At 57.6% G+C, this 24,205-nt stretch carries 11 protein-coding genes; 8 read left to right on the forward strand and 3 right to left on the reverse strand.

Translation table 11 applies throughout. From position 1 onward, the window contains the following. Positions 1-228: 228 nt before the first annotated feature. The 3 genes from ACO0LO_RS09985 to ACO0LO_RS09995 all read left to right on the forward strand — a co-directional run bounded on the left by ACO0LO_RS09985 (position 229) and on the right by ACO0LO_RS09995 (position 6,800). Positions 229-2,382 (forward strand): S46 family peptidase, encoded by a 2,154-nt coding sequence (locus ACO0LO_RS09985; protein ID WP_422964062.1) that lies wholly within the window; start codon positions 229-231, stop codon positions 2,380-2,382. A gap of 185 nt (positions 2,383-2,567) precedes the next feature. Beyond that, positions 2,568-5,954, forward strand: a complete 3,387-nt coding sequence (locus ACO0LO_RS09990; RefSeq protein ID WP_422964063.1) for a S41 family peptidase — start codon at positions 2,568-2,570, stop codon at positions 5,952-5,954. Between the two features lie 126 nt (positions 5,955-6,080). Further along, the gene (locus ACO0LO_RS09995; RefSeq protein ID WP_422964064.1) at positions 6,081-6,800 is read left to right on the forward strand and encodes a sulfite exporter TauE/SafE family protein; all 720 of its coding nucleotides are present in this window, start codon (positions 6,081-6,083) and stop codon (positions 6,798-6,800) included. A 122-nt stretch (positions 6,801-6,922) separates the two neighbouring features. On the opposite strand, the gene ACO0LO_RS10000 is transcribed toward ACO0LO_RS09995, so the two are convergent. Continuing rightward, positions 6,923-7,759: a branched-chain amino acid aminotransferase gene (locus tag ACO0LO_RS10000; RefSeq protein WP_422964065.1), complete on the reverse strand. Its 837-nt coding sequence runs from the start codon at positions 7,757-7,759 to the stop codon at positions 6,923-6,925. Positions 7,760-8,184: 425 nt separating this feature from the next. On the opposite strand from ACO0LO_RS10000, the gene ACO0LO_RS10005 reads away from it, so the two are divergent. Continuing rightward, positions 8,185-8,526, forward strand: coding sequence for a hypothetical protein (locus ACO0LO_RS10005; RefSeq protein WP_422964066.1), 342 nt, complete (start codon positions 8,185-8,187; stop codon positions 8,524-8,526). A gap of 162 nt (positions 8,527-8,688) precedes the next feature. Here the strand turns inward: ACO0LO_RS10005 and ACO0LO_RS10010 are convergent, their stop codons facing one another. Continuing rightward, entirely contained in the window at positions 8,689-9,462 is a 774-nt protein-coding gene (locus ACO0LO_RS10010) for an alpha/beta hydrolase family protein (protein ID WP_422964067.1), read from the reverse strand. A 335-nt stretch (positions 9,463-9,797) separates the two neighbouring features. Here ACO0LO_RS10010 and ACO0LO_RS10015 point away from each other — a divergent pair, with 335 nt between their 5' ends. Beyond that, positions 9,798-14,597 carry an EAL domain-containing protein gene (locus tag ACO0LO_RS10015; RefSeq protein WP_422964068.1) on the forward strand — a complete coding sequence of 1,600 codons (4,800 nt, stop codon included), beginning with the start codon at positions 9,798-9,800 and terminating at the stop codon, positions 14,595-14,597. After that, positions 14,594-16,567 carry a PAS domain S-box protein gene (locus tag ACO0LO_RS10020; protein ID WP_422964069.1) on the forward strand — a complete coding sequence of 658 codons (1,974 nt, stop codon included), beginning with the start codon at positions 14,594-14,596 and terminating at the stop codon, positions 16,565-16,567. The genes ACO0LO_RS10015 and ACO0LO_RS10020 overlap by 4 nt, the downstream gene beginning before the upstream one ends. 13 nt (positions 16,568-16,580) lie before the next feature. Here the strand turns inward: ACO0LO_RS10020 and ACO0LO_RS10025 are convergent, their stop codons facing one another. Beyond that, positions 16,581-18,164 (reverse strand): methyl-accepting chemotaxis protein, encoded by a 1,584-nt coding sequence (locus ACO0LO_RS10025; protein WP_422964070.1) that lies wholly within the window; start codon positions 18,162-18,164, stop codon positions 16,581-16,583. A 305-nt stretch (positions 18,165-18,469) separates the two neighbouring features. Between ACO0LO_RS10025 and ACO0LO_RS10030 the strand changes: the two genes are divergently transcribed. Together ACO0LO_RS10030 and ACO0LO_RS10035 are read left to right on the forward strand one after the other, a co-directional pair. Next, the gene (locus tag ACO0LO_RS10030) at positions 18,470-19,183 is read left to right on the forward strand and encodes a transposase (protein WP_422964071.1); all 714 of its coding nucleotides are present in this window, start codon (positions 18,470-18,472) and stop codon (positions 19,181-19,183) included. Between the two features lie 321 nt (positions 19,184-19,504). Further along, positions 19,505-24,193 carry a glutamate synthase-related protein gene (locus tag ACO0LO_RS10035; RefSeq protein ID WP_422964072.1) on the forward strand — a complete coding sequence of 1,563 codons (4,689 nt, stop codon included), beginning with the start codon at positions 19,505-19,507 and terminating at the stop codon, positions 24,191-24,193. Positions 24,194-24,205: the final 12 nt, after the last annotated feature.

A 24,205-nucleotide genomic window follows, 5' to 3' on the forward strand; every position in this document is an offset into this window, starting at 1 on the left:
CGGGCCGGCTCTTTTCCAGCTGGATGCCGCTGTGGAAATGAGGTTGACAAGCGTCCTGCAAGCCAAGATACTCCTTTCCTCTAAGCATCCGTTTAATAGTTTGCAAACATGGTCAGGGCTGGCCACAGGTCCTTGATTTATCCCCTGTGCCCGCTCCCTGAAAAAATATTAAACAATCCTTGGAAAGTCTCCTCTTCCGATATTTTTTCAACCATCGATAAAAAACCAATGAAGAAATCGCTAATACTCCTGTCTGCGCTCAGCAACCTGGCCTTCGCCAATGAAGGCATGTGGATGCCGCAGCAATTGCCCGACATCGCCGCGCAACTGAAAGCCGCCGGCCTCAAGCTGGATCCCGCGGCACTGAGCAAGCTGACTGGATTCCCGATGGGAGCGATTGTCAGCCTGGGCGGCTGCTCGGCTTCCTTCGTGTCGCCGCAAGGCCTGGTGGTGACTAACCATCATTGCGCCTACAACAGTATCGCGCACAATTCCACGCCGGAGCGCAACCTGCTGGAAAACGGTTTCCTCGCCAAGACCCTGGCCGAAGAATTGCCCGCCACGCCGGGCAGCCGCGTGTTTGTAACGACCGACGTCGACAACGTCAGCGCCAAGGTCATCACTGCGGATGTCTCCAGGCTGAACGGCAAAAAACGCGCCGACGCGATGGAAAAGAATGAGAAAGCACTGGTTGCCGAATGCGAAAAAGACGCCGGCTACCGCTGCAATGTCGCCGCTTATTACGGCAGTTTGGAGTTCTACCTGATCAAGCAGCTGGAGATCAAGGACGTACGTCTGGTGCATGCACCGCCGCTGGGCGTCGGCAAGTTCGGCGGCGATACCGACAACTGGATGTGGCCGCGCCAGACCGGCGACTACAGCTATTTCCGCGCCTATGTCAGCAAGGACGGCAAGTCCGCCGACTTCAGCAAGGATAATGTCCCTTACGTGCCCAAGCACTACCTGCGCCTGGCCAAAGAGGGCGTCAAGGAAGGCGACTTCGTCATGGTGACCGGCTATCCCGGCCGCACCAACCGTCACCGCCTGCCGTCTGAAGTATCGTATACCTTCGACTGGAACTATCCTGCGTATGTGAAGGCTTCCGGCGAGCAGCTGGCCATCATCGCGCGTGAAACCAAGGACAGCGAAGACAAGAAGCTGAAATATGCGAACCAGGTTGCCGGCATCAACAATTACTACAAGAACCGCCAGGGCATGCTGGACAGCTATGCCGGCAGCGATTTCCTGGCGCGCAAGCAAAAAGAGCACGCCGACCTGAAAGCCTGGGTGAATGCGGATGCCGCGCGCAAGAAAGCCTATGCCTCCGACATCGACCAGGTGGAGAAACTGATCGCCGAACGCGATGCGCAGAACCGCCGCGATTTCCTGCTGGCTTATTCGTCGCCGCGCTTGCTGAATACCGCACGCACCCTGTATCGCCTGGCGAATGAGTCCACCAAACCGGATGCGGAGCGCAAATCAGGCTACCAGGTACGCGACTTGCCGCGCTTCAAATCCAGCGTGGCTGCAGTAGAGCGCAGCTACGACGAAGGCGTGGACAAGGCGCTGACGCTGAACTTCCTGAGCGAATATGCGGCACAGCCTGCCGCTGAACACAATGCCAATTTCGATGCGGCACTGGGCCTGAAGGCCGGCATGAAAGAGGCCGACATCAAGCCTCTGCTGGAAAAACTGTATGCAGGCAGCAAACTGGGCGACAAGGATGAGCGCGCAGCCTGGCTGGAACGCAAGCCGGCAGACTTCAAGGCCAGTGGCGACAGTTTCATCAAGGCCGCCGTGGCCATGTATGACGAAAGCCTGAAACGCGAAGCACGTGATGAAGAACTGGGCGGGAAAACCCAGCAAGCCTATGCCAATTACATGAAAGCGCATATCGCCTACATGAACAGCAAAGGCGAGGCAGTGTATCCGGACGCGAACAGCACGCTGCGCGTCACTTTCGGCAAGGTGGCAGGACGCGCCGCCGGTGCCGACGGCACCAGCTGGAAAGCATTCACCACGCTGAACGGCATTGTTGCCAAGGCGACCGGCACCGGCGAATTCAATGCGCCGAAAGCCCAGCTGGATGCGATCAAGGCCAAGGATTTCGGCAAGTACTATGAGCCCAGCCTGAAATCGGTACCGGTCAATTTCCTGGCAACGCTGGATATTACCGGCGGCAATTCAGGTTCCGCCGCATTGAATGCCAACGGCGAGCTGGTGGGCCTGGCTTTTGACGGCACGCTGGACTCCATCATTTCCGACTGGGATTTCAATGATGAGAATACCCGCTCCATCCAGCTGGACTTGCGTTACATGCTGTGGGAAATGAAGCACGTCGACCATGCCGACAATCTGCTTAAAGAACTGAACGTAGAATAAGGCCGGCACTGTAGACGGCGATACTAAAAAAGGGATGTCCGTTGCCGGGCATCCCTTTTTTGTAAAGTCAGGCGAGGAACTTTGGCTTTACCTGCCGGTCCATCAGCAAGGCAGAAGCGGCTGCCGCTGCAAACACACCAGTTCCGCAAAAAAATATATAACCGATTCAGATGATGGGGAAAGCTATGTTATTGAAGTTGTTGAGCGGCCCGGCGCTTGCCGCGGCACTGATAAGCGCAGGTTTGTCTGCGCCATCGATCTACGCAGCGGAAGCTGCACAGAACCTGCTGCTGCGGCAGCCCGCGGTATCGCGCGACCACCTGGCTTTTGTGTACGCAGGCGACATCTGGCTGACGGATCGCGCCGGCCAGCATCCGGTGCAGCTGACGACGCATCCGGCATCCGAGTTTTCCCCGCAATTTTCGCCGGACGGCAAATGGCTGGCTTTTTCCGCCAGCTACGACAATAACACCGACGTATATGTGGTGTCGGTGGATGGCGGCCAGCCACGCCGCCTGACATGGCACCCGGGCCAGGACATCGTGCGCGGCTGGAGCGCGGACGGCAAGCGCATTCTGTTTTCATCTTCGCGCGAGGTGGCCAACAACCGTAGTAACCAGCTGTATGAGATATCGGTCGATGGCGGCTTTGAGAAAAAAGTCATGGAAGCGGTCGCTTATGAAGGCAGCTGGTCCGGTGACGGCAAGCACCTCGCCTACCGCCCGTACCGCCAGGCTTATGTCGCCAATGCAGGGTGGCGCCAGTACCGCGGCGGCGCCACGCCGGCGATTCTGATCATCGATCCAGCCAGCAACGCGGTAGAAAAGGTGCCGCATGAAAATGCCACCGACACCAATCCTATCTGGGTGCAGGACGACGTCTATTTCATTTCCGACCGCAATGACGATACTGCCAACCTGTTTGCCTACAACCGCAAAACCAAGACAGTACGCCAGGTCACCAGCGAAAAGCTATGGGACGTGCGCAATGCCAGTGCCTACGGCCAGACGATTGTGTATGAAGCCGGCGGCGCACTGAAAGAGCTTGATACTGCGAGCGGCAAGATCAGGGACATCCAGGTCAGCATCACGGCGCAGGCGCAGCAGGCCCGTCCGCAATGGAAGGATGCCAGCCGGACCATCACGTCGGCACAATTGTCACCCACGGGAAAACGGATAGTGCTGACCGCGCGCGGCGACGTCTTTACCGTGCCTGTGAAAGACGGTTCCACCCGCAACCTCACCGAGACTTCCGGCGTGCGTGAAAAAGATGCGCTGTGGAGCCCGGACGGCAAGCATATTGCCTATATATCCGATGCTGGTGCGAATACCGGCGGCTTGCAGCATTCACTGGTAGTCAGGGACCAGGCTGCGCTGGAAAAACCGCAGAGCCACAGCCTGGGCAAAAAAGCTTATTACAAGCTGTTGGGCTGGTCGCCTGACAGCAAGACCATCGTCTACCAGGATTACCACCTGAACCTGTATGCGATCGCGCTGGACAAGGGCACGGTAACGGCAATTGACAGCAGCCTGCGGCGCCAGAGTTTCAGCATTTCCTTCTCGGCGGACAGCCGCTGGCTGGCTTACACGGTGGCCGGCGAAAATCACTTCAGCCAGATCCGTCTGCATGATTTTACGACCGGCAAGAACGCCATGCTGACAGACGGCCTGAGCCATGCGGACAACCCTGTCTTTGCGGCCAAGGATTACCTGTACTTCACGGCATCCGTCAACTCCGGCCCGTCGCAGGTCGGCCTGGACATGTCCACGCAAGAGCGCCCTGTGCGCAGTGGCCTGTTTGTTGCCGTGCTGGCGGCAGACGGCAAATCGCCTTTGTTGCCGAAAGAAGCCGACGAAGGTAAAAAGGACGACGACAAGAAGGATGGCAAGGACGGCAAGGACAGCGCCAATGCCGACGGCGACAAGAAAGACGCGGCCAAAAAAGCCGACGGCAAGGACGAAGCGAAGGACGGCAAGGATGCCGACAAGAAGGACAAACCGGTCAAGCCTGTTCGCATCGACTTGCAGGGTTTGCAGCAGCGTATTGTTGCCTTGCCCGTCGCGGAGCGTAGTTACGACAGTTTGGCCGTAGCTTCCGACGGCGCGCTGTTTTACCTGGAGCGCAGGCAGCCCGGCAGCAGTATAGAACCGCCGGATGTGGACGCCAAGAATGACGCGGAGCTGTACCGTTTCAGTTTTGAAGACCGCAAGGCCACATCGCTGAAAAAAGGCATCTCCGGCTATGACATCAGCGCGGACGGTAAAAAACTGATGCTGCAATATGGCAAGGGGTCGTTGGAAGTATCGGATGCCAAGGAAAAGCTGGATGCCAAGCCGGTGGACTTGTCGCAGGTGCGCATGCTGGTCAATCCACGCGAAGAATGGGAGCAGATATTTAATGAAACCTGGTGGATGGAAAAGGAATTTTTCTATGACCCCAATCTGCACGGCCTGAACTGGGATGCCATCTATGCGCGCTACCATCCGCTGGTGAAGAGCGTGCAGCGGCGCGAAGACCTGAACGACCTGCTGGTGGAAATGATAGGCGAACTACAGGTTGGCCATAACCGCGTCGGCGGCGGTGATGTGTATAGCGAACGTCCTGCCAGCGTCGGCCTGCTGGGTGCTGATTTCAGTCTGGATAAAGACCGTTACCGCATCAAGACGCTGTACACCGGCGACCGCTGGAATCCTTTCCTGACTGCGCCGCTGGCAGCTCCGGGCCTGGGCATCAAGGAAGGCGACTACATCATGGCCGTCAACGGCAAACCGCTGGATGCCAGCAAGAATATCTACGCGCTGCTGGAAAATACAGTCGGCAAGCAGGTGACGCTGACGGTCAGCAGCGATGCGGCCGGCAAGGGCCGCAACGTGGTCGTGCAGCCTATCGCCAATGAAAGCGGCTTGCGCCAGTGGCAGTGGGTGGAGAAGAACCGCGAGTATGTGCAGAAGAAGAGCAATGGCAAGGTAGCTTATGTCTATTTGCCCAATACGGCGGATGACGGCTTCCAGTATTTCAACCGCATGTTCTTCGCGCAGGTGGACAAACAGGCGGTGATCATCGACGAACGCCGCAACAGCGGCGGCCAGGCAGCCAACTACATCACCGACGTACTGAGCCGTCCTTACCTGTCCAGCTGGAAGGACAGGGATGGCCTGATCTACGATACGCCGGGCGGTGCGATCTACGGGCCCAAGGCCATGCTGATCGACCAGGATGCCGGTTCAGGTGGGGACTTCCTGCCGTACGCCTTCAAGCGCTTGAAGCTGGGTGCGCTGATCGGCAAACGTACCTGGGGCGGGCTGATCGGTATTTCCGCCAATCCTGACCTGATAGACGGCGGCAGCCTGGTCGTCCCGTTGTTCCGCTTCTTCACGCCGGACGGCGAATGGCATGTGGAAAACGAAGGCGTGGCGCCGGATATCGACGTCGATCTCGATCCGGCCGAAGTCAACAAGGGTAATGATACGCAGCTGGATGCGGCAATTGCCAACGTGCTGCAAAAGCTGCAGAGCTACAAGGAAATCCAGCACAAGACGGCGCCGGCTTTCCCTAGGCAGATAGGCAAGTAGATCCAACCTTGATGAGCGCCGGCAAGGCGTGATGAAAAAAGCGGAGGGACGCGTGATCGCTTGATCGGCGTCCCTTTGCTTGTCGGGCATATAAAAACTCGTAGAGAATAAGACAGGGAAGAGGGCATGGACTGGTTTTTCATCCTCGCGGTCGGGCTGGTCGCGGGCACCATCAGCGGTATTGTCGGCTTCGGTTCTTCCATCATGCTGATGCCGGTTTTGGTGATCGAATATGGGCCGCGCGAGGCGGTCCCCATCATGGCGGTTGCTGCGCTGATGGCGAACTTGTCGCGCATCATGGTGTGGTGGCGCGACATAGACTGGCGTGCATGCGGCGTGTATTCAATCACCGGCATCCCCGCAGCCGCTTTAGGCGCACGCACGCTGCTGGTGGTGCCGCCGCATATCATAGAAGCCACGCTTGGAGCTTTCTTCATCCTGATGATACCGGCGCGCCGCTGGCTGGCATCGCGCCAGCTGAACCTGAAGCTGTGGCACCTGGCGGTAGTGGGTGCCTTCATTGGTTTCCTGACCGGCATCGTGGTGTCTACCGGGCCAATCAATGCGCCTATCTTCCTGGCCTACGGCCTCGTCAAAGGTGCTTTCCTGGCGACCGAGGCAGCGGGTTCGCTCGGTGTATACCTGAGCAAGGCGCTGACCTTCCGCTATTTTGGCGCATTGCCGGGCGGGGCCATTCTCAAGGGTCTCATCATCGGTTCTTCACTGATGACAGGTTCTTATTTTTCCAAGCGTTTTGTATTGAAGCTGGAGCCGGATTTCTTCCGTTTGCTGATGGATGGCTTGATGCTGGTGTCGGGAGTGGCGATGCTGTGGTCGGCGCGTTAGCGGTGCACGTATCCGTAGCGGCATTCAAGGGCGCCGCACAGGCAGAATCGCGTGCAGGCGGAATTTTTTGAGGAAGATGGAGCATGCACATAACAGGCTCCATCCCGCCATTTTCCTGAGTCTTAATTCTCTTCCATAAACGCCATATACAGCTCGCGCGCTTTACTGGCGACGGGACCTATAGGCAGTTCGCGGGATTCATAGCGCGTGCACGGCATGACCTTGCCGAAATTTCCGGTGTTGAAAATTTCCCTCGCAGTGGTCAATTCTTCCGGTGTGACCGTGCGTTCGGCAACGGCAATGCCGGCCTTGGCCAGCAGCGCGATGACGCGTGCGCGCGTGATGCCGGACAGGAAGCTGCCGTTAGGCACGGGGGTGACGGCTTCTCCATTGGCCGTGACCAGGAAAATATTGGCGCTGGCGAATTCCGCGACATTGCCGTGAATATCGCAGACCACCGCATTGTCGAAGCCGCGCTGCTTGGCATCGCGTAAGGCCCTGGTCGTGTTGGCGTACAGGCAGGATGCCTTGGCGTCGGTCGGCGCCATCAGCGGATCGGGGCGGCGCAGTGCGGACAGGCATGCAGAGAAGCCGGAGAACGGCGGCATCGGTGCGTCGAACAGCGTTAGCGCGAAGCCTGACTTATCCACTTCGGGGATCAGCAGGCCGTCGGTAGCAAATACCAGCGGGCGGATATACAGCTCGGCATCCGCCGGGAATTGTTTGATGCCTTCCTTGCACAGCGCTTCCATTTCATCCACGGTGTACGGGCAGCGCAACCCCACCCTTTCGGCGGAGTGGATTGCGCGCTGCAAATGCAGGCGCAGGTCGGGGACATGGCCGCGCACGGAGCGCGCGCCGTCGAATATGGAGGAACCCAGCCATACGCTGTGGTCCATTGCGCCGAAAAGCGGCGTATTGCCCTCGCTCCAGCGTTCATTGAAATAGGTCATGTACATAGTGTCTCCAGCGGAATAAGGATAAACATTGGCAGGAAGGCAAATATCCTGCCGCAAGTATGCTCAAAAAAGCTGTGCATGCTTGCAAGGAAGATACTGTATCACGGCTCCGTAAGAGCGGCTTTTTGAGGGACTTACGGCTGCTGTACGGAGGCCGCTGTCATACTTTTTTACTATTTATCGGCAGGCGTTTTACTTGAAAAAGCCGCAGCTGGCCGGACGTAAATGTCAGGAAATTGCGATTTAAATTGTCTAAATAGTATTTTTAGTCATGAAATCTCACATTTTGTAAAGTTTTGTACCAAATAAAATTCAATCCTTTGTCAACTGAACCGAGAATTCGTACGTTCTCTGACGTAACTAACGAATCCTTGCAAGCCGATTGTGACGCGCGAGTGGTGATTCCCCTTTTTGGAGTCTTGAAAATGATCTACGAAATTCAAATCCGTAACCAGTCTCAGAACAAGAACACATCAGACCAGCTGATATGGATAGAAAGCGATCTGCCTACCCGATCCTTCGAACAATGGTTGCAGGAGAGGTCGCTGCTGAGCCGTACCGGCCTGGCGCTGGTGGTTCGCTGGAGCATCATGCAAACTCAAAGGGCTGCCCATTTCGTGCTGGCCACGCAAGCCAAGGCACTGGAAAACCGCATCGCTGAACTGATCAACGGCGTGCCGGAAGTAATGGCAGTGCCGGATGCAAACAAGGCATTGAAAGTATTCCAGCTGAAAACCCGTCCACTGGAACTGGCCGAAGCCGCCTGATCGCCAATCCGATACCGGTAGTACGCTGCATTGCAGCAATTTGTATGGCCTCTCCGCTTCAAAGCGGAGAGGCTTTTTTCACATGGGCCGCTTCAATGCAGCCTCCTAAAGCCTGCTTCAGTCCCCATCTCTTTCGCCCGCCTGCTTGCCTGCGAGTTGACGTCAGCTCGCAGGTTTCACATTGAGATAGCGTTCGCTCCAGGATGCAATCATGTTCGCCACATAAATTGCGTCTTCCTTGCGGCTCAGCAGGTGGTCGGCATCATCCAGTGATATAAAACTTTTCGGATGCCGGGCGGCCGTAAAAATTTGCATTGCGTTGGAAATATCCACCGTGGCATCGCGCGGCGCATGCATGACCAGCAGGGCCCGTTTTAGCCGGGCGATTTTTGCGCTCAGACTGTGCTCGGCAGCATCCACCAGGAACTGGCGCTTGATCCGGAACGGCCGGCCCGCCAGTTGCACCTCGGCCTCCCCATCGGCATTGATCTGGTCGATGTGATCCCTGAACAGGCCGGTTACATGGCTGGGGTCGCTGGGCGCCGCAACCGTCACCACCGCCTGCACTTCCGGCATTTCCGATGCCGCCGCCAGTACCGCCGCGCCTCCAAGGCTGTGGCCGATCAGCAGCCGTGGCGCCTGGTGTTGGTCGCGCAGGTAATTGGCTGCAGCAACCAGGTCGGCCAGGTTCGACGAAAAATTGGTATTTGCAAATTCGCCTTCGCTGGCGCCCAGGCCGGTAAAGTCAAAGCGCAGCACGGCAATGTCGTGGGCGGTCAGTGCCTGAGCGATTCTGCTGGCGGCGAAAACGTCCTTGCCACAGGTGAAGCAATGCGCAAACAGTGCATAGGCACGGATGTCGCCATCCGGCGCGTCCAGCCGGGCAGACAGCTTTTGTCCGTCCGCACCGAAAAATTCACTTCTTTCTACTCGCATGGAGATACTCCTCGATTTGCTGGAAAGGGTCCGGTTGGCCGACCAAACTTTATTAAATAGTCTATCAACAGTCTCTATCATACCGTGCCCGAGCTTGTAGCCGGCGGCCAGATGGCGTTTGCATGTATGCATATATTGCCGCAGTGAAATCCTAAACTGGCAGCTGGGATGGGGAGCGCATAATTTCCTGTTCTAAATGTTATTTTTTTTATAAACTACAGAAAGTGGATCAGCACTGTATTTGCCATAGTATTTTTGTGCGGCAAAAATTCAATCTTTGCTGGCCCTGTATCCTCTCGTATCCTTTCAAACAGCAAGTGTGACAGGAGAAGCAGATGGCTGGAACCGGCACGCTTTCAGATACGCAACAGAACGGTGCGCCAGCCGGCGTTTTGCCGCAATCTGATCTCCGGCAACACACCGTCTACGCTGAAATTGCCGAATTGGCGGCCTGCTACTGCGACATGCCTGCAATGCTGTTCCTGCCGGCGGAGAGCGGCTGGCAGGCATTGGCGTCCGCGTCCGGATGGGACGATGGGCTGGATAGGCAACGTTGCCTTGCCTTTTGCGAACACGCTTTACCGCGAGGCGCGATGGAGGTGTCCGATCTGGCGCGTGATCCCTTGTTCGACTCCGACCCCTGGGCTGTCATAGAACCCCGGCTGCGTTTCTATGCTTGTCTGCCGTTTTATGCAGGATCAGGGCGGTCCGGTTTCCTGTGCCTGGCCGATATCCGGCCAGGGAAGCTGAGCGATGCGCAAAAGACAGCATTACGCCGCCTGTGCGATCTGCTGGTAGCCATGCTGCGCGCCTATTGCGCGGATGACGGCGCAGCCCAGATGGCGGCAATCATCGACAGCAGCTTCAGCGAAATTTTCCTGGTCAATGCCGATACGTGCCGCATCGTATATGCCAATGATGGCGCCTGCACTGCGCTGGGCTACGGAAGCGGCGGCTTGCAGGGGATGGACACCCTTGATGTCAGTGCAGATTACAACAGCCAGCTCTTTCAGCGTCCGGGCTTTATCGGTGGTGCCGGCGTAGGCGGCTACCATGTACTCGGTACGGCACACATACGCAGCGACGGCCGCACGTATCCGGTGGAAGTTTGGCTGCAGGCTGGTTTGCACAAAGACGATTCGCTGTGGCGTTCCGTCCTGAGCGGGCTCCGCTTAAAAAATGAAGGCGAAGCGCGCTTGCTGCGTATCCAGCATTTCTATGAAGTGTTTGCGAAGATTAACTACGCGATCATCCACTCCCGTGATACCGCTGAATTGTTCCAGAGTATCTGCGACACGGCAGTGACCTTGAAAATGTGCGACGTCGCCTGGATAGGCATGCTGAAACAGCGGGAAGTGATGCCTGTGGCAAGTGCAGGCATGTCGCTGCAACGGGTCCGTTCAATCAGGTATGACCTGGACGATCCCATCCTGCAACAGCACAGCGTCGCGATCAGGGCCGTGCTGGACGGTGCTCCCTGTTTAACCAATGCCTATGCCGATTATGCCAGCGACGCCGGCTGGATAGCCTCGATGCGCCTGGCCAACATCAAATCCGCCGGTGCTTTCCCTTTGTACTGCCAAGGACAGGTTGCCGGGGTATTTGCTATCGGAGATGCGCACGCCGGCTATTTCGATACAGAAAATACAGAACTGCTGGCTGAGATGGCAAGCGCGATCTCCTTCTTTGTCGACAAGGAGGTGCAGGAGCAGGCCAAGCTGGCGGCAGAGACGGCAATCCGCGAGACTGAATCGCGCTACCGCACGCTGGTTGACCTGTCTCCCGACAGCATCTATATCTACCAGAGCGGTTTTTTACGCTTCATCAACAGGGCAGGCCGCAGGCTGTTCGGCACCGCCGATACGGACACCATGCAAAGCTACCCTTACCAGCAGCTATTCCATCCGGAAGACTGGCCGCTGATGCAAAGGCGCACTGCCAGGGCAGAACAGGGTTTGCGTAATCCGGCAGTGGTAGTCCGCGGGCGGCGCATGAATGGCCGTTACTTCGACATGGAAGTGTCTTCGTCTCCTTTCGACTATCAGGGCGCTACCGCGGAGATGTGCGTGGTGCGCGACGTCACGTTGCAAAGAAAGAGCGAGGAGCTGATTCTGGGCCAGGCGCGCATACTGGAAAGCGCCACCCGAGGCGAACCGCTGGAAGAGGTATTGCAGCAGCTGACCTATCTGATGGAGCGGCAATCGGAGAATATGGCTGCGACCGTCATGCTGCTGGCCGAAGACGGGCAGCGTCTGTATTACGCTGCCGGCGCGGGCATGCCGGAAGGATTCCGCCACGCAGTGAACGGGCAGAAGATAGGGCCTGCGGCCGGTTCCTGCGGTACTGCGGCATTCCGGCGCGAGACGGTGGTTGTGACCGATATCGCATCCGACGTTTTATGGCGTGACTACAAGAAGCTGGCGCTGGGCTACGGTTTCAAGGCCTGCTGGTCCATGCCGATTTTTGTATCGGATGGCGCACTGGTCGGTACCATTGCTAACTACTACAAGGACAGCAGGCCCCCTACCGAAGCTGAGGTCAGCACCACCGCCAACCTGAACGGCGTGGCGGCGGTGGCGATAGAGCGCGACCGCAACTACCGCAAAATGGTGGAGATACAGAACCAGTTGCTGGAAGCGCAGAAACTGGCCGGGCTGGGCGACTGGAGCATAGACTGCACCAGCCGCCTGATGAAAACCTCGGCTGCCGTATGCGAAATGCTGGGTATAGACCCGCCTGTTGTCAGCCTGGGTGTGGATGAGTTCATGAAGCTGGTGCATCCAGCGGACAAGGGCCGGGTTGCGGCTGCGCGCCGCGTATTGTTTGACGACGACCAGGTGGAAAGCATCATCGACTATAAGCTGCTGCGCAAGGACGGCAGCCTGCGCTATGTCGAGGAGCGCAGCATCATGCACAGGGACGCGGAGGGGGCGCCGCTCAGGTACACCGGCGTGCTGCAGGATATTACCGGGCGCAAGACTGCGGAACAGGCGCTGATCCTCAACAAACGCGCGCTGGAGTCCACCAGCGACGGCGTGCTGATCTGCGACGCGGTGGCTCCCGATATGCCCATCATCTCGGTCAACCAGGCTTTTGAAAAAGTCACAGGCTACATGTCGCATGAAGTGGTCGGCAGAAACTGCCGCTTCCTGCAGGGCCGGGATACCGAACAGATAGGCTTGGTAGAGCTGCGCGCCGCGCTGCGCGGCAAGGCGGAAGGGCGGGCGATATTGCGCAATTACCGCAAGGACGGAACACCGTTCTGGAACAGCCTGAAGATATCGCCGGTGCGCGATACCGACGGCGCGGTGACCCATTTCGTCGGCACGCTGACCGATATCTCCGAGCGCGTCAACTATGAACATGAACTGGCCTTCCAGGCCAGCCACGACAGCCTGACCGGCCTGCCTAACCGCAATCTGCTGGAAGACCGGATGGCGCAGGCGATCAGCTTCGCCAAAAGAGATAAGCGCCTGATCGGGCTGGCCTTTGTCGATGTCGATCATTTCAAGAGCATCAACGATACGATGGGCCATAACATCGGCGACCGCTTGCTGAAGGCAGTCGCCGAACGCTTCGTCTGCAGCCTGCGCGCCGGCGATACGGTATCGCGTTTCGGCGGTGATGAATTTGTCGTCATCTGCCCGGATATCCACGTTGTTGGCGAGATGCAGGAGGTGATCAGCAGGATGTTCTGCAACCTGCGCGCGCCCTTGCTGATCGATGGGCAGGAGATCAGCGTCGACGCCAGCATCGGCGTTGCCATCTATCCCCATGATGGCGAGACGGTGAACGACCTGCTGAAATCGGCGGATATGGCCATGTACAAGGCCAAGGCCAGCGGCCGCGGCAACTACCAGTTCTATGTCTCCGAAATGGGTGTCAAGGTATCGCAACGGCGCGATACGGAAACCGAACTGCGCCAAGCGCTGGAACGCAATGAATTCCGGCTGCACTACCAGCCCAAAGTCAGCACCCGCACTGGCGATATCTGCGGCATGGAGGCCTTGGTGCGCTGGCAGCATCCAGAGCGCGGCATGGTGCCGCCGCTGGAGTTTATCCATGTGGCGGAAGAGTCCAACCTGATCATCCCCATAGGCGAGTGGGTAACACGCGAAGCCTGCAGGCAGAACCAGGCCTGGCATAGCCAGGGCCTGTCGAATTTCCCTATTTCGGTCAATGCGTCGATGGTGCAGTTCCGGCATCAGGGATTTTGTGAAATGGTGGAAAGCGCGCTGCTGGAAAGCGGCTTGCCGGCAGCGATGCTGGAACTGGAAATCACCGAATCGCTGGCTACGGAAAGCCCGGAAATGTTCATTACTGCGCTAAAACGCATCAAGGACATCGGCGTGCGGATTTCCATCGACGACTTCGGCACCGGCTACTCCAGTCTCAGCTACATCAAGCGTTTCCCCATTGATGCATTAAAGATAGACCGGTCCTTCGTGCGGGATATCACCGTTGATCCTGACGATGCTGCAATCTGCCGTACCATCATCAATATGGCGCACAATCTGAAACTGCATGTCGTGGCGGAAGGTGTCGAGACTGAAGCGCAGGCGAACTACCTGCGGCGCCACCAGTGCGACGAGCTGCAGGGCTATCTGCTGTGCCGCCCGGAACCTGCGGAGCAAATTACGGAACGCCTGACATTGCGCCCGCGCCTGCTGAATATGCCTGCTGCCCCTGAAGAAAGTTCCAGAACCTTGCTGCTGGTGGATGATGAAGAGAACATCCTGCGTATCCTGGCCAGGCTGCTGAAGCCGGACGGCTACTGCATACTGCTGGCCCGCACGGCGTCCAGGGCGCTGGAAATCCTGGCAGAAAACGAGGTAGCGGTCATATTGACAGACCAGCGCATGCCTGAAATGAGCGGCACTGAATTCCTGCGGCTTGCAAAAGACATTCACCCAGAAAGCGTGCGCATGGTGCTGAGCGGCCACGCCGATTTTGATTCCATTGCGGAAGCGATCAATCGCGGCGCCATCTATAAATTCATGGTCAAACCCTGGGACGACGAGATGCTGATCGCGTCCGTCAGGGAAGCTTTCCGTCATCACGAGCTGCTGGTGGAAAACCGCCGCCTGCGCCTGGGCATGGGGACGACGCTGCCATGTCGGAGGGGTGAAACATGAATACCAGAAGATATGTGCAGCTATTGATGGTCGCCAGCGGCCCCTTGCTGACGGTGGCGTCGATAGCGGCCATGCAATGGCTGCAGGACACGCCGTTCCGCATACCGAATCCTTCACCGGTCATGATCCTGGCAGTGATTTATTCGTCGTTTGTCGGCGGCCGCTGGGGCAGCCTGGTCAGCACTCTGGTTTCTCTGGTCTACATGGCGGTCTACTTTTCGGTTCCCGGCCATTTGCTCACCTACACGGCGGAAATGGAAGCCAGGTTCCTGGTCATCTGCGTGACGCTGGTGCTGGTTGCCTGGATTGTGTTCAGCCTGCGTAGCCAGCTTGACCGGAAAGAGTTTGCGCTGGCAGCTGCCAAAGAAAAGTTGGAATCGACCTTGCTGCTGACATCCAATGCGCGCGATCTGATCTGTGCCATTGACGCCGAAGGAGTGCTGGTGGAGGTCAATGATGCGTGGCAAAGGGTGTTGGGCTATAGTCGCGACGAATTGCTGGGTCGCCGCTTTCTGGATTTCCTGTGCGATGACGACAAGGAAGAAACGATACGCGCCGCGCAATCCATCATGGAGGGCGCTGAGCTGCACGGTTTTGAAAACCGCTATATGCACAAAAACGGCCAGCCGGTAGGCATCAGCTGGTCCGCGCACTGGTCCGCTGCGGATGGGCTGATGATAGGAGTAGGCCGCGACATCACCGAGTTGAAGCTCGCGCAGCAGCAGTTGCAGGAGAGCGAGCAGCGTTACCGCTCGCTGTTCGATTTCCATCCCGATGCCGTGTATTCCTATGATCTGGACGGTCGCTTCTTGTCCGGCAATGCAGCGGTGGAACGTATTACCGGCTACTCCGTCCAGACCGCCTCCGGCGAGTATCTGCTGCCGATTGTCACTGGCAAGGACCGTGAGCGGGTCAGCGTAATGATCAGGATGGCGATGCAGGGAAAGCCGCAAAACTACGACATGGCAGGCCATAAGCCGGACGGCAGCCTGTTCCATGTGAACGTTACCAATCTGCCCATCGTGGTTGATGGAGAGATCGTCGGTGTGTTTGCAATCGCCAAGGACATTGCAGGAAAAATGCAGGCAGAAGCAGAATTGCAGGCCGCGCGAAGCCGCCTGGCCCAAGCCGAAAAACTGGCGTCGATAGGACAACTCGCGGCCGGCATTGCGCATGAAATCAACAATCCGCTCGGCTACGTCAATTCCAATCTTACCGTGCTGTCACGCCACTCCAACAAGCTATTGCAGCTGCTGGACGCATATCGCGGCGTAGAAATGCAGCTTGATCCTAATCTGACAGCCAGTAAGCGACTGCAGGCAGTCAAGGCGGGAATCGACGTCAATTACGTACGTGCCGACCTGATCGAGGTAATGGCCGACGCCAGGGAGGGCATAGGCCGGGTCAGCAAGATCGTGCAGTCGCTGAAGGATTTTTCACGCATGGAGCAGCAGGCGCAGTGTGTGCCCGCCGACCTGCACCAGGCGCTCGACAGCACGCTGAGCATGGCCAGCAACGAAATCCGCTACAAGGCCGACGTGGTGAAGGAGTATGGCGAACTGCCGCTGGTCGAATGCGTGATCGGAGAAATCAGCCAGGTTTTCATGAACCTGCTGGTGAATGCCGCGCAGGCAATGGAAACGCGCGGCGTGATCAGCATCCTTACCCGGTCTCAGGGTGATGTGGTGACGATCGCCATCAGCGACAACGGCAGCGGTATTTCTCCGGATAGCGCAGGCCGTATTTTCGATCCTTTTTTTACGACCAAGCCGGTAGGCCAGGGTACCGGCTTGGGATTGGCCATCAGCTACGGCATCGTGCAAAAGCATGGAGGCAGCATAGAACTTGCCAGTGAAGAAGGCAAGGGCAGCTGCTTCACCGTCGCACTGCCAGTGCGTGCCGTCGCCGCTAGACAGCTTGAGGCAGCGGATAGTGAAGCCCCGCCCGCCGTCAGCCTTGCCGATAACTGATAATTGAGCACAACTAGGCCAGCCTGCGCTGCATGGCTGTCCTTGCCGGCCTTGCAGCGGCATGGGTCGGTACCCGCTCAGGAAGTATCACTTCAGCGGTATTGATTTTGAACTGGCTGACGACATCGGACAGTTGTCCGGACTGGTCACGCATGCTTTCTGCCGCTGCCGCCGCTTGCTCTACCAGCGCGGCATTCTGCTGCGTCATTTCATCCATCTGCGTGATCGCCAGGTTGACCTGTTCAATGCCGGAACTCTGCTCCTGGCTGGCGGCCGTGATCTCGCTCATGATGTCGGCCACATGCTGTACGCTGGTGACGATTTCATGCATGGTCTTACCGGCCTCATCCACGAGCTTGCTGCCCTGGTCCACCTTGTCAACGGAATCGCTGATCAGCGTCTTGATTTCTTTCGCCGCACCGGCGCTGCGCTGCGCCAGGTTGCGCACTTCGGACGCGACCACTGCAAAGCCGCGACCCTGCTCGCCGGCACGCGCTGCTTCCACCGCCGCATTCAGCGCCAGGATATTGGTCTGGAAGGCGATGCCGTCGATGACGCCGATGATGTCCACGATCTTGCGCGAGCTGTCCTTGATCGAGCCCATGGTAGTAACGACCTGTCCCACCACGGCGCCGCCCTTGACGGCCACGCTGCTGGCCGATACCACCAGCTGGTTGGCCTGGCGCGCATTGTCGGCATTCTGCCTGACCGTGCTGGTCAGCTCTTCCATGGAGGAAGCAGTCTCTTCCAGCGAACTGGCCTGCGATTCGGTACGGGAAGACAGATCGGCATTGCCGGAGGCGATTTCCTGCGAGGCTACGCTGATGGTTTCTGTGCCATGGCGCACCTGGCCGACGATCGCGGACAGCTTGTTTTGCATCATGTGCATATTGGCCAGCAGGCTGCTGCCGTCCCCGGCTTGCAGCCGGATGTCATTGGTGAAATCGCCGGAAGAAATGCTTTGTGCAATCTCCGCTGCGTAGCCAGGCTCGCCGCCGAGCTGTCCCATCACGTTGCGGGACAGCCAGAAGGCAATTGCGGCTGCTGCGGCAACCGATACGCCTCCGAGCAGGATGCTGACGATCAGCATCTTTTTGGTAAAAGCAATGAGGTCGGTCTTGATCGTCGCGACTTCGGCATTTTTTGCCTTGGACATATCGAGCAGGATGGTGCGCATGTCTCTCCAGACCGGTGTTTCATCCAGATTCAGCATCTCGATGGCGGCAGCCTGATCGGTTTTTGCCAGGCTGATAATGGACGCTTGAGCGGCATCCTGCTTTTCGCGCATTTTTGCGATGTCCTGCAATTTGCGCAGGACATCGGGCTGCGATTGCGCCAGCTGCATGGCTTTCTTGTGAGCTGCGTCGAAGTCGCCGGCGCCCGCGTCCATGTTTTTCTTGCCTTGCAGATTGGCGGGATTCAATACCACGTTGCGCAGCGCCTGGCCCATCTGGAGCCCCTGCGCATACATATCTGTCGTCGCTTGCAATAGCGCCTGGTCCTGGTCCAGGAAGTTTTCAAACTGGTTCCTGGCGCTTTGCATGCCCGCCAGCGCCCCCAGTATCGCTATCGTGAAAAACACGCAGACGATACTCATGCACACCGCAATTTTGGCCCGTAAATTCACTCTTCATCTCCCGTCGTCCGCTGCTCTGACGATGTGCATCAGGCAGCGTGATGTTATATTTATTGATCTAAGGGAAAGTATATGGCCTTTTATATTGCCGGCTGAAAGATTTCAGTGAATCGTCCCTGGCAGCAGCTGAATAGCCACAGTGTCCGGTGCAGCGAGCATGACGGAGAATTTCTTTTACCACCCGCAAATAAAATAGGGCCAGAGCAAGTGCCTGTGATTTAAAATACGGCATCGGCATTTTCCTCCACCTTCTTTCGGTTCTCTTTATGGCGCGCCTGTCACGGTTGGTTATCGCACACCAGCAGCATCACATCATGCAATGGGGTAATAATCGCCAGAATATCTTCAGGGATGCCGATGATTACACTTATTTCTTGTCATGGATGGCGGAGGCGGCACGGCAATTCAAGGTTGCTGTCCATGCATATGCGCTATTGCCGGACCATCTGCATCTGCTGGCTACGCCCAGTGACGCCGAAGGCCTGAGCCGTATGATGCAGTGGCTGGGTCGCCACTATGTCCCTTATTTCAATCGCAAGTATAAACGCACCGGCACGCTGTGGCAGGGGCGCTATAAAGCGACGGTGATGGAGCCGGGTCAATATTTTTTGAAATGCAGCGCTTATATAGAACTGAGCCCGGTGCGGAGCGGGCTAGGCAGGGAACCGGCAGATTATCCGTGGAGCAGCTACCTGCATCACACTGGCGCCCGGCACGATGCATTGATTACCGAGCATTCCCTGTATTGGGGCATGGGGAATACGCCTTTCCAGCGCGAAGCTGCCTATAAGGAACTGGTGGAACAAGGCGTTTCCCAAAAAGATGGCGACGCCTTGCTCAGCGCGACGGAAAAAGGCTGGCTGCTGGGTTCTGCCGCCTTTAAGGCGGAAATGGAAAAGCAGACCGAACGCCGCGTGAGTCCCGGCAAGCGGGGGCGGCCACATCTCGTCAAAAAACCGCAGCCGCAGGAGCCGGCGTAATAGCGCATGTTTGTTGCTGATCCTTTCTATGGCTGAAGTCACAGGTGTCTTCCGATACCCATGGCTCGCGTACTGTGACGCCTCCTTGTTATAAAAACAGGCTTTGGCACATAAGTTGCTGACTCAGCGACTACGCAAACTTTTATTTTGAGTAATCAGTGCTTGTTGGAAATTAATTAGGATTAGTTACTATGTCCCCATTTAAAATTAATTGATAATCCTGTTTATTTAATTTTACTCCGACCCTTATTATTCCTGTTGAATAAAATTTTGCGCTGCACTATTCTTCGGAATAACCTTATTTCTGAGTGGAGAATTTGTATGCATGCGCAAGGCTTGTACGACCCAGCCAATGAACACGACGCCTGCGGTGTCGGCTTTGTGGCACACATCAAAGGTAAAAAATCCCACGCCATCATCGAACAAGGCTTGCTGATCCTGAAAAACCTGGATCACCGGGGCGCTGTCGGCGCCGATAAGCTGATGGGCGATGGCGCCGGCGTGCTGATCCAGATTCCTGACCAGTACTACCGCGAAGAAATGAGCAAACAGGGCGTCGAGCTGCCGCCTCCGGGCGAATACGGCGTCGGCATGATCTTCTTGCCGAAAGAGCACGCTTCCCGCCTTGCCTGTGAACAGGAAATCGAACGTGCCGTCCGCGCAGAAGGCCAGGTTGTGCTGGGCTGGCGCGATGTGCCGGTGGATTGCGACATGCCGATGTCGCCTACCGTGCGCGGCAAGGAACCTGTCATCCGCCAGATTTTCATTGGCCGTGGCGCCGACATCATGGTCACGGATGCGCTGGAGCGCAAACTGTATGTGATCCGCAAATCCGCCGTGCATGCGATTGAGGCCCTGAAACTGATCCACGGCAAAGAATACTTCGTGCCGTCGATGTCGGCGCGCACCATTGTGTACAAGGGCTTGCTGCTGGCCGACCAGGTGGGCGTGTATTACAAGGACCTGCAGGATCCGCGCTGCATCTCGGCGCTGGCGCTGGTGCATCAGCGGTTCTCCACCAATACCTTCCCGGAATGGCCGCTGGCCCACCCGTACCGCATGATTGCGCATAACGGCGAGATCAATACCGTCAAGGGTAACTTCAACTGGATGCGCGCGCGCGAAGGCGTGATGAAATCCGCCGTGCTCGGTGAAGACTTGCAAAAGCTGTACCCGCTGATTTTTGAGGGCCAGTCCGATACGGCCAGCTTCGACAATGCGCTGGAACTGCTGGTGATGGCTGGCTACCCGATTGCGCAGGCGATGATGATGATGATTCCGGAAGCCTGGGAAAATCACACGATGATGGACGAGAACCGTCGCGCCTTCTATGAATACCACGCGGCGATGATGGAGCCGTGGGATGGCCCGGCGGCGATGGCCTTCACCGACGGCCGCCAGATCGGCGGCACGCTGGACCGCAATGGCCTGCGTCCGGCGCGCTACATCATCACCGACGACGACCTGGTGGTGATGGCGTCCGAATCCGGCGTATTGCCGATTCCCGAATCGAAGATCATCAAGAAATGGCGCCTGCAGCCGGGCAAGATGTTCCTGATCGACCTGGATGCCGGCCGCATCATCGACGACAAGGAAATCAAGGACACTTACGCCAATGCCAAACCCTACAAGCAGTGGATCAAGTCGGTGCGCATCAAGCTCAATGAGCTGAAGGCCGGCCAGGAAGTTGCCGGCAGCGACGTATCGCTGCTGGACCGCCAGCAGGCTTTCGGCTATACGCAGGAAGACCTGAAATTCCTGATGGCGCCGATGGCAAGCGGTGGCGAAGAGGCTATAGGTTCGATGGGCAATGATTCCACATTGGCCGTGATGTCCAACAAGCTAAAGCCGCTGTATAACTACTTCAAGCAGCTGTTTGCGCAGGTAACAAACCCGCCTATCGACCCGATCCGCGAAGCGCTGGTCATGTCGCTGGTGTCCTTCATCGGCCCCAAGCCCAACCTGCTGGATACCAATAACATCAACCCGCCGATGCGCCTGGAAGTGTCGCAGCCGGTGCTGGGATTTGACGATATCGCCAAGCTGCGCAACATCAGCGCCAACACCGGCGGCAAGTTCAAATCCTACGAACTGGATATCTGTTATCCGGTAGTATGGGGCAAGGACGGCATTGAGGCGCGCCTGGCGTCGATCTGTGCCGAAGTCGTGGATGCAGTCAAGTCCGGCCACAACATCATCATCATTTCCGACCGTAAGCTGGACGCCAATAATGTCGCCATCCCTGCGCTGCTGGCGACGTCAACCGTGCACCAGCATCTGGTTACCAAAGGCATGCGTACTTCTGCCGGCCTGGTGGTGGAAACCGGCTCGGCTCGCGAGACCCATCATTTTGCACTGCTGGGCGGCTATGGCGCCGAAGCCGTGCATCCTTACCTGGCGATGCAGACGCTGCAGGATATCGCCAAGGACCTGCCCGGCGACCTGTCGGCAGAAAAGGCGATGTACAACTATACCAAGGCCATCGGCAAGGGCTTGATGAAGGTCATGTCCAAGATGGGCATTTCCACCTATATGTCCTACTGCGGCGCACAGATTTTCGAAGCCGTCGGCCTGAACAAATCGCTGGTCGACAAATACTTCAAGGGTACTGCGTCCAATGTCGAAGGCATCGGTGTGTTTGAAGTCGCGGAAGAAGCGCTGCGACTGCACAAGCTGGCGTTCGGTGCTGACCCCGTGCTGGCAAACGCGCTGGATGCCGGCGGCGAATACGCCTTCCGTATCCGTGGCGAAGACCACATGTGGACACCGGATGCGATCGCCAAGCTGCAGCATTCGACCAAGGCCAACAACTTCAATTCGTACAAGGAATACGCGCAGATCATCAACGACCAGTCGCGCCGCCACATGACCTTGCGCGGCCTGTTCGAATTCAAGATCGATCCTGCCAAGGCCATACCGCTGGACCAGGTGGAGCCGGCGAAAGACATCGTCAAGCGCTTTGCCACGGGTGCGATGTCGCTGGGCTCCATCAGCACCGAAGCCCATGCAACGCTGGCGATTGCGATGAACCGCATCGGCGGCAAATCGAACACCGGCGAAGGCGGCGAAGATCCGGCGCGTTACCAGCAAGAGCTGAAAGGCATTCCCATCAAGCAGGGCCAGACGCTGGCATCGGTCATCGGCAAGGAAAACATTGAAGTCGACATGCCTTTGCTGGACGGCGATTCGCTGCGGTCCCGCATCAAGCAGGTGGCGTCCGGCCGTTTTGGCGTCACGACCGAATACCTGACCTCCGCCGACCAGATCCAGATCAAGATGGCACAGGGCGCCAAACCGGGCGAGGGTGGCCAGTTGCCGGGACATAAAGTGTCCGAGTACATTGCCAAGCTGCGTTTCTCGGTGCCCGGCGTCGGGCTGATTTCACCGCCACCGCACCATGACATCTATTCGATTGAGGACCTGGCGCAATTGATCCATGATTTGAAGAACGCCAATCCGCAAGCCTCGATTTCGGTCAAGCTGGTCTCCGAGGTCGGCGTAGGCACGATTGCCGCCGGCGTTTCCAAGGCCAAGTCCGACCATATCGTTATCGCCGGCCACGACGGCGGCACCGGTGCTTCGCCCTTGTCTTCCGTCAAGCATGCGGGCACGCCTTGGGAGCTTGGCCTTTCTGAAACCCAGCAGACGCTGGTGCTGAACGGCCTGCGTGGCCGCGTGCGGGTACAGGCAGACGGCCAGATGAAAACCGGCCGCGACGTTGCGATTGCCGCCATCCTGGGCGCAGACGAAATCGGCTTCGCTACCGCGCCGCTGGTGGTGGAAGGCTGCATCATGATGCGCAAATGCCACCTGAATACTTGCCCGGTCGGCGTCGCCACACAAGATCCAGTTTTGCGCGCCAAGTTTTCCGGCAAGCCTGAATACGTCGTCAACTACTTTTTCTTCGTTGCAGAAGAGCTGCGCCAGATCATGGCCCAGCTGGGCATACGCACGTACGATGAGCTGATAGGCCGCGTGGACCTGCTGGACAAGTCCAAGGCGATCACGCACTGGAAAGCCAAGGGCCTGGATTTCAGCCGCATTTTCCATCAGCCGGAAGTGGCTGCCGACGCGCCTATCAGGCATGTCGAGTCGCAAGAGCATGGCCTGGAAAAAGCGCTGGACAACAAGCTGATCGCACAGGCGAAAATCGCGCTGACGACAGGCGAAAAAGTCTCTTTCATTTCCCCAATCAAGAACCTGAACCGCACTGTAGGCACGATGCTGTCCGGTGAGGTCGCCAAGAAATACGGCCATGCCGGCTTGCCGGACGATACCATCCATATCCAGCTGCAAGGTACTGCCGGCCAGTCGGCAGGCGCTTTCCTCGCGCATGGCGTGACGCTGGACCTGGTGGGCGAGGGCAATGACTATGTCGGCAAGGGTTTGTCTGGCGGCCGCATCATCATTCGCCCCAATACCGAGTTCCGCGGCTGGGCGGTGGACAACATCATCTGCGGCAATACCGTGCTGTATGGTGCGATCTCCGGAGAGGCTTTCATCAACGGCGTGGCCGGCGAGCGTTTTGCGGTGCGCAATTCCGGCGCCGTGACGGTCGTGGAAGGCACCGGCGACCATGGCTGCGAATACATGACCGGCGGCACCGTAGTCGTGCTGGGTGAAACCGGCCGTAACTTTGCCGCCGGCATGTCGGGCGGGATTGCCTATGTCTACGACCCGGACGGCGAGTTTGAAGAGAAATGTAATCTGTCGATGGTCAGCCTGGAACAGGTGCTGGCCGGCGACGTGCAGACCGCGACGATGGACAAATCGCTGTGGCATAGCCGCCTGCGCGGTGGCGATGGCGAAACCGACGAAGCGATCCTGCGCAGCCTGATCGAGCGCCACTTCAAGCACACAGGCAGCACCCGCGCCCGTAATCTGCTGGACGACTGGGCACGCGGCAGGGCCAAGTTTGTCAAGGTCTTCCCGACTGAATACAAACGCGCGCTGGCGGAAATGTATGCCGCCAAACAGGCGCTGGTTGCCAAGGAAAAGGTCGCCGCATAACAGAATCGGAGC

Source organism: Undibacterium sp. TJN25 (assembly GCF_049339885.1).
Lineage (GTDB): Bacteria > Pseudomonadota > Gammaproteobacteria > Burkholderiales > Burkholderiaceae_D > Undibacterium.

Bases quoted from the DNA above. Each gene is read 5' to 3' on its own strand.
- ACO0LO_RS09985 (WP_422964062.1), top strand. From the start codon at position 229: ATGAAGAAATCGCTAATACTCCTGTCTGCGCTCAGCAACCTGGCCTTC.
- ACO0LO_RS09990 (WP_422964063.1), top strand. From the start codon at position 2,568: ATGTTATTGAAGTTGTTGAGCGGCCCGGCGCTTGCCGCGGCACTGATA.
- ACO0LO_RS09995 (WP_422964064.1), top strand. From the start codon at position 6,081: ATGGACTGGTTTTTCATCCTCGCGGTCGGGCTGGTCGCGGGCACCATC.
- ACO0LO_RS10000 (WP_422964065.1), bottom strand. From the start codon at position 7,759: ATGTACATGACCTATTTCAATGAACGCTGGAGCGAGGGCAATACGCCG.
- ACO0LO_RS10005 (WP_422964066.1), top strand. From the start codon at position 8,185: ATGATCTACGAAATTCAAATCCGTAACCAGTCTCAGAACAAGAACACA.
- ACO0LO_RS10010 (WP_422964067.1), bottom strand. From the start codon at position 9,462: ATGCGAGTAGAAAGAAGTGAATTTTTCGGTGCGGACGGACAAAAGCTG.
- ACO0LO_RS10015 (WP_422964068.1), top strand. From the start codon at position 9,798: ATGGCTGGAACCGGCACGCTTTCAGATACGCAACAGAACGGTGCGCCA.
- ACO0LO_RS10020 (WP_422964069.1), top strand. From the start codon at position 14,594: ATGAATACCAGAAGATATGTGCAGCTATTGATGGTCGCCAGCGGCCCC.
- ACO0LO_RS10025 (WP_422964070.1), bottom strand. From the start codon at position 18,164: ATGAGTATCGTCTGCGTGTTTTTCACGATAGCGATACTGGGGGCGCTG.
- ACO0LO_RS10030 (WP_422964071.1), top strand. From the start codon at position 18,470: ATGGCGCGCCTGTCACGGTTGGTTATCGCACACCAGCAGCATCACATC.
- ACO0LO_RS10035 (WP_422964072.1), top strand. From the start codon at position 19,505: ATGCATGCGCAAGGCTTGTACGACCCAGCCAATGAACACGACGCCTGC.